5 protein-coding genes are annotated in these 4945 nt (G+C 64.4%); 2 read left to right on the top strand and 3 right to left on the bottom strand.

What is annotated here, in order from left to right; genetic code table 11:
* Together EOA27_RS21775 and EOA27_RS21770 are read right to left on the bottom strand one after the other, a co-directional pair.
* A partial coding sequence (locus EOA27_RS21775) for a toprim domain-containing protein (protein WP_245491133.1) occupies nucleotides 1-493 on the bottom strand: 493 nt, incomplete at its 3' end.
* Between the two features lie 277 nt (nucleotides 494-770).
* Nucleotides 771-1145, bottom strand: a complete 375-nt coding sequence (locus EOA27_RS21770) for a hypothetical protein (RefSeq protein WP_126082397.1) — start codon at nucleotides 1143-1145, stop codon at nucleotides 771-773.
* Between the two features lie 165 nt (nucleotides 1146-1310).
* Between EOA27_RS21770 and EOA27_RS21765 the strand changes: the two genes are divergently transcribed.
* Nucleotides 1311-2057 (top strand): cytochrome c biogenesis CcdA family protein, encoded by a 747-nt coding sequence (locus tag EOA27_RS21765; protein ID WP_126082398.1) that lies wholly within the window; start codon nucleotides 1311-1313, stop codon nucleotides 2055-2057.
* 22 nt (nucleotides 2058-2079) lie between these two features.
* On the opposite strand, the gene EOA27_RS21760 is transcribed toward EOA27_RS21765, so the two are convergent.
* The gene (locus EOA27_RS21760) at nucleotides 2080-3891 is read right to left on the bottom strand and encodes an adenylate/guanylate cyclase domain-containing protein (RefSeq protein ID WP_245463311.1); all 1812 of its coding nucleotides are present in this window, start codon (nucleotides 3889-3891) and stop codon (nucleotides 2080-2082) included.
* Between the two features lie 361 nt (nucleotides 3892-4252).
* Between EOA27_RS21760 and EOA27_RS21755 the strand changes: the two genes are divergently transcribed.
* A partial coding sequence (locus EOA27_RS21755; protein ID WP_148669965.1) for an NTP transferase domain-containing protein occupies nucleotides 4253-4945 on the top strand: 693 nt, incomplete at its 3' end.

Here is a 4945-nt window from a genome sequence, read left to right as displayed (position 1 = left end):
AACGGGCGCCCGGCAGCTTGCGCCACAGCACCGGCGACAGCGTGAAGCCGACCAGATAGTCCAGCGCGCGGCGGGCCAGATAGGCGTCGACCAGCGGCGCATCGATCTGGCGCGGATTGGCCATCGCGTCGAGCACCGAGGCCTTGGTGATGGCGTTGAAGACGACGCGGCTGACCGGTTTGTCCTTCAGCGCGCGCTTCTGCTTCAGGACTTCCAGCACATGCCATGAAATCGCCTCGCCCTCGCGATCCGGGTCGGTGGCGAGGATCAGGCCGTCAGCATCCTTGACCGCCTTGGCGATGTCGGCGAGGCGCTTGCCGGACGCCGTGTCGACCGACCAGGACATGGCAAAGTCCTCGTCCGGGCGCACCGAGCCGTCCTTGGCCGGCAGATCGCGGACATGGCCGAACGAGGCCAGAACCTTATAGTTCTTGCCGAGATATTTGTTGATTGTCTTCGCCTTGGCCGGCGATTCGACGACGACGACGTCCATGAGGTCTCTTTAATCAGCTGTGAGGTGGCGGAAGAACTCCGCGATGCACGACGAAATCCCACTCTTTCGTCGCTCACATGGCCGTGCTTTTGCAATCGGTCAAGGGGAAGCGGCCAATTTGGAAAGTGGCCGCCGACGATACACTCTTAGAGTGTATGGCAAAGATCACTTTTTTGGCGATGGAGGCGTGCGCGCCCCGAACCGGCGACGACCGGCGGAAAGATGACTGGCTGCCGGATCAAGGAACCCGGCAGCCGGATCGCTCAATGAGGCGAGCTCAATCTGCCTTCACGACGTGCCAGGCTCCGGCGACGCCTTCGCCGTTCATGTCGCCGGCCTTCTTGTCCTTGACGAAGGTGTAGACCGGCTTGCCGTCATAGGCCCACATATGGGTGCCGTCGGTGCGCTTGACGACAGACCATTCGCCTTCGGTCTTCGTGCTCGCCTTGGCTTTCAGCGGCGGCCAGTTGGCGGCGCATTTGTCATAGCAGTTGGACTTGCCCTTCTCGTCCTTGTCGAAAGTGTAGAGGGTCATGCCCTTGGCGTCGGTGTAGATCTTGGTGCCGCCCACTTCGGCTTCCTTCCAGGCCTCGGCGGCCTGGGACGCGGCGGTGCCGAGAAGGGCGGCAAACCCGAGTGCGATCATTTTCATGATAAATCTCCCTGAACAAGCGCGCGGCAGTCGCGCGCTCATTCGGTCAACGCGTTGTGGAGCCCGTTTCTTCCTTTGGCGAAGCGGCGACTTGCCACACAATGGTGATTGGCAGGCGCACGCCCGCATCGCTATATCGACGCCAGCACAATCGGGACTCATGGAATGGCACTGGACATCGGCTATGTCAGCGCGGTCGGGGCGGGAGCGATCTCGTTCCTGTCGCCTTGCGTGCTGCCGCTGGTGCCGCCCTATCTCTGTTACATGGCCGGCGTGTCGGTCGACGATTTCCGCGGCAATCATGCCATGACGGCGCGGGAAGGCACGCGTGGCGCGCTGCTCTATGCCTCGCTTGCTTTCGTGCTCGGCTTCTCCACGGTGTTCGTCGCGCTGGGCGCCGGCGCCTCGACCATCGGCAGGCTGCTGCGGGTCTGGCAGGAGCCGCTGGCGATGGCGGCTGGCGCACTCATCATCATCATGGGACTGAATTTTCTGGGCATATTGCGCATTCCGCTGCTGTCGCGCGAGGCGCGCTTCCAGTCGCAGGGCAAGCCCGCAAACATGGTCGCCGCCTATGTCATGGGTCTGGCCTTCGCCTTTGGCTGGACGCCCTGCATCGGGCCGGTGCTGGGGCCGATCCTGACCTTGGCCGGCGGGCGCGAGACGGTCGGCGAGGGCGCGCTGCTGCTCGCCGCCTATTCGCTCGGGCTGGGCATCCCGTTCCTGATCGCGGCGCTGTTTTCCGGTGCGTTCATGCGCTTCCTCGGCAAATTCCGCGTCCATCTCGGCCGCGTCGAGAAGGGCATCGGCGCGCTGCTGGTCGTCGCCGGCGTATTTTTCCTCACGGGCGGCGTGCAGAGTGCGTCCTACTGGCTGCTGGAGAATTTCCCGGTGCTGGGGCGACTGGGGTAGGCTGCCATTTTATGCGCGACGATCACTCCGGCACGCCGGCGACGCCCAAGGCCTCGACGTAACGCTCGCCGAACACCTTGTCCTGCCATGGGTTGATCTGTCTCTGCAGGGTGAGCGTGTAGGTCGGGAACGCCTCCATCAGCCGCTGCGCCGCCGCCCGCGCCTCGTCCAACCGATTGAGTTTGACCAGCGCCATGATCACCACCCGGTGCGAGGAGCCGTAGTTCGGCATCTCGTGCAGCGCGCGTTCACCCCATGCCAGCGCTTCCTCGTAGCGCTCGAGCATCAGGTAGCTCATCCCGATGCCCGAGAGCGCGATGCCTTTCTCGGGATCGACCGGGCTCAGCCGCATTGCCCTATGAAAATGCTCGATAGCGACGAGCGGGCGGCCGGAATGTGCGTTGACCCAGCCGCAGCTGGTATGGCCCTGCGCCGAATTGGGATTGAGCCGCAGGGATCGTTCGATAGTGGCCAGCGCCATCTCGTAGTCCTTCGCGCTGTAGGCAATGACCTGCGCGGCGAAGCGCAGGCTCGTGGGGTCGTCGCGCGCTTCCGGCAGTACCTCGCGCGCCATGCGCGTGGCGACTCTGGTATCGTCGGGCTCGTGCCAGCACTGGCTCACGGAGATGCTGCGGATATGGGCGCCGAGTGCCTTCGCCAAGTTGAAGCCAGGATCGATGCTGAGCGCCTCGTTGGTGAGCCGTCGCACGTCGGCAAAGCCTTCGCGGGTCATGCTGTAGAAGCACGGCAGCGCGCGAAGGTAGAGGTCGTAGGCGCTCATGTAGTCGGTCGGCTTCATGCGCGCCTGCTTGATTTCCTCCAGCCGGATGCTCGGCTCGACAGCGCCGACGACGCTCTCGGTCACCTTGTCCTGCAGGTCGAAGATGTCGCACATATCGCCCTCGAAGCGGTCGGCCCAGACATGGTGCCCGCTGATCGCGTCCACCAACTGCCCACTGATGCGAACCCGCGAACCTGCTCGGCGGATGCTGCCTTCAAGCACGTAGCGGACGCCCAGCTCGCGCCCGACCTGGCGCAGGTCCACGGCCCGGCCCTTGTAGGTGAAGGACGAGTTTCGGGCGATCACGAAGAAGGAGTCCACCCGGCTCAATCCCGTGATGATGTCTTCCACCAGCCCGTCGGCGAAGTATTCCTGGTCGGGGTCGCCGCTCATGTTGGTGAAGGGCAGAACCGCGATCGAGGGTTTCTCGGGCAGGGGAGGCGGTGCGGCGCTGGCGTCGGCCTCGACGCGGTAAGCGCGCACGGGCCGCTCGATGTTCTTGAGGCGCAGGTCGCCAAGCGGCGTGAAGCCGCAGTCGAGCTTGCCCTGAAGGTGGTCGTAGGCGGTACCCGAGACGACCACGGTGCCTGGATCGGCGACGCTTTCGAGGCGGGCGGCGATATTGACCCCGTCGCCGTAGATGTCACCGTCCTCCTCGCAGACCACGTCCCCGAGATTGACGCCGATGCGGAAGCGAATCCGCTCTTCCTCGGGCGTCTCCGACTCGTGTTCCGCCAAGGCCTGCTGGATCGCCATCGCCGAGGTCACCGCGTTAACGACGCTCGCGAACTCGCAAAGCATGCCGTCGCCGGTGAGCTTGACGACCCGACCGTGGTGCTCGGAGACCAGCGGTTCGAGGAGATCCTTGCGGTAGGTCTTGAGCCGCTCGAGCGTGCCACGCTCGTCGCGCTCCATCAGGCGCGAGTAGCCGACCACGTCGCAAGCCAGGATCGCTGCGAGGTGGCGCTGCGTGCTCGGCCATACGCCTGCACGCGGGCCGCCCCGCGTCCATGTCCTGCCAACTTCCAGACGCGCCGCGCGCATGGTATCCATCTCTCTCCCAGTCTCCGCCGATATGGAACGGAAACGCAGTTTGACCTTGCCTTCACGAGAATTCGCTATCCCGCTTTCGAGGCGTGGAGCGTTCGAGTCGCCCCCGCCAACAGAGAACCGACGACACGCTCGCGCGGCCTCCGCCGATGCTGACACAGCACTCCCAGCAGGCCGGGGATATTTCCTGACCTATGTAACCGGCTGACGTCACCGCGGCGGTGCTTTTGTATCTGGAACCTCACCGGACATCCGCGCTTGGAGACCTCCGCTCCGCCATCTCACCGGAATTTAACCGCATTGGTGCAGCATTACGCCGCTGCTAGCATGCATTGATTCAAGCCCTTTCATACGGTTGCCATCCATGAGCCAGAGATCCTGCCTGTCCGTCATCCTCGCCGCCGGCGAGGGCACGCGCATGAAAAGCGCGATGCCAAAAGTGCTGCATGCCATAGCCGGCCTGCCTATGGTGGCGCATGTCGTGAAAGCGGCCGAGGCGGCCGGCGCGACGGGCCTGGCGCTGGTGATCGGGCACGGTGCCGACGAGATGCGCAAGGCAGCACAGAAATTCGCGCCCAAGGCGGAGACTTTCGTGCAGGAGAAGCGGCTCGGCACCGCGCATGCTGTTCTGGCTGCTCGCGAAGCGATATCAAAGGGTTACGACGACATCCTCGTCATGTTCGGCGATACGCCTCTGATCGATTCGCAGGCGCTGGCCGCCGCGCGGCAGAAGCTCGCCGAGGGCGCCGCGGTGGCGGTCATCGGCTTTCGACCGCCAAGCCCGGCCGGCTATGGCCGTTTGGTCGAGAAGGGCAGCAAGCTCGTCGCCATCCGCGAGGAAAAGGACTGCTCGGAGGAGGAAAAGAAGATCGGCTTCTGCAACGCCGGCATGATGGCGGTGGCGGGCAGCCATGCGCTGCGGCTGCTGGACAAAGTCGGCAACAAGAATGCCAAGGGCGAATTCTACCTCACCGACATCGTCGAGATCGCCGGCGCCGAGGGGCTCGACGTCGTGGCGACGGAGGCGAGCTTCGAGAGCGCGCTCGGCATCAACAAC

This window comes from Mesorhizobium sp. M2A.F.Ca.ET.037.01.1.1 (genome assembly GCF_003998075.1).
Taxonomy (GTDB): Bacteria; Pseudomonadota; Alphaproteobacteria; order Rhizobiales; family Rhizobiaceae; genus Mesorhizobium.
This window is presented reverse-complemented; position numbering and strand designations above follow the sequence as displayed.

Coding starts and splice junctions, on each gene's coding strand:
- EOA27_RS21770 (WP_126082397.1), bottom strand. CDS start 1,145: ATGAAAATGATCGCACTCGGGTTTGCCGCCCTTCTCGGCACCGCCGCG.
- EOA27_RS21765 (WP_126082398.1), top strand. CDS start 1,311: ATGGCACTGGACATCGGCTATGTCAGCGCGGTCGGGGCGGGAGCGATC.
- EOA27_RS21760 (WP_245463311.1), bottom strand. CDS start 3,891: ATGGATACCATGCGCGCGGCGCGTCTGGAAGTTGGCAGGACATGGACG.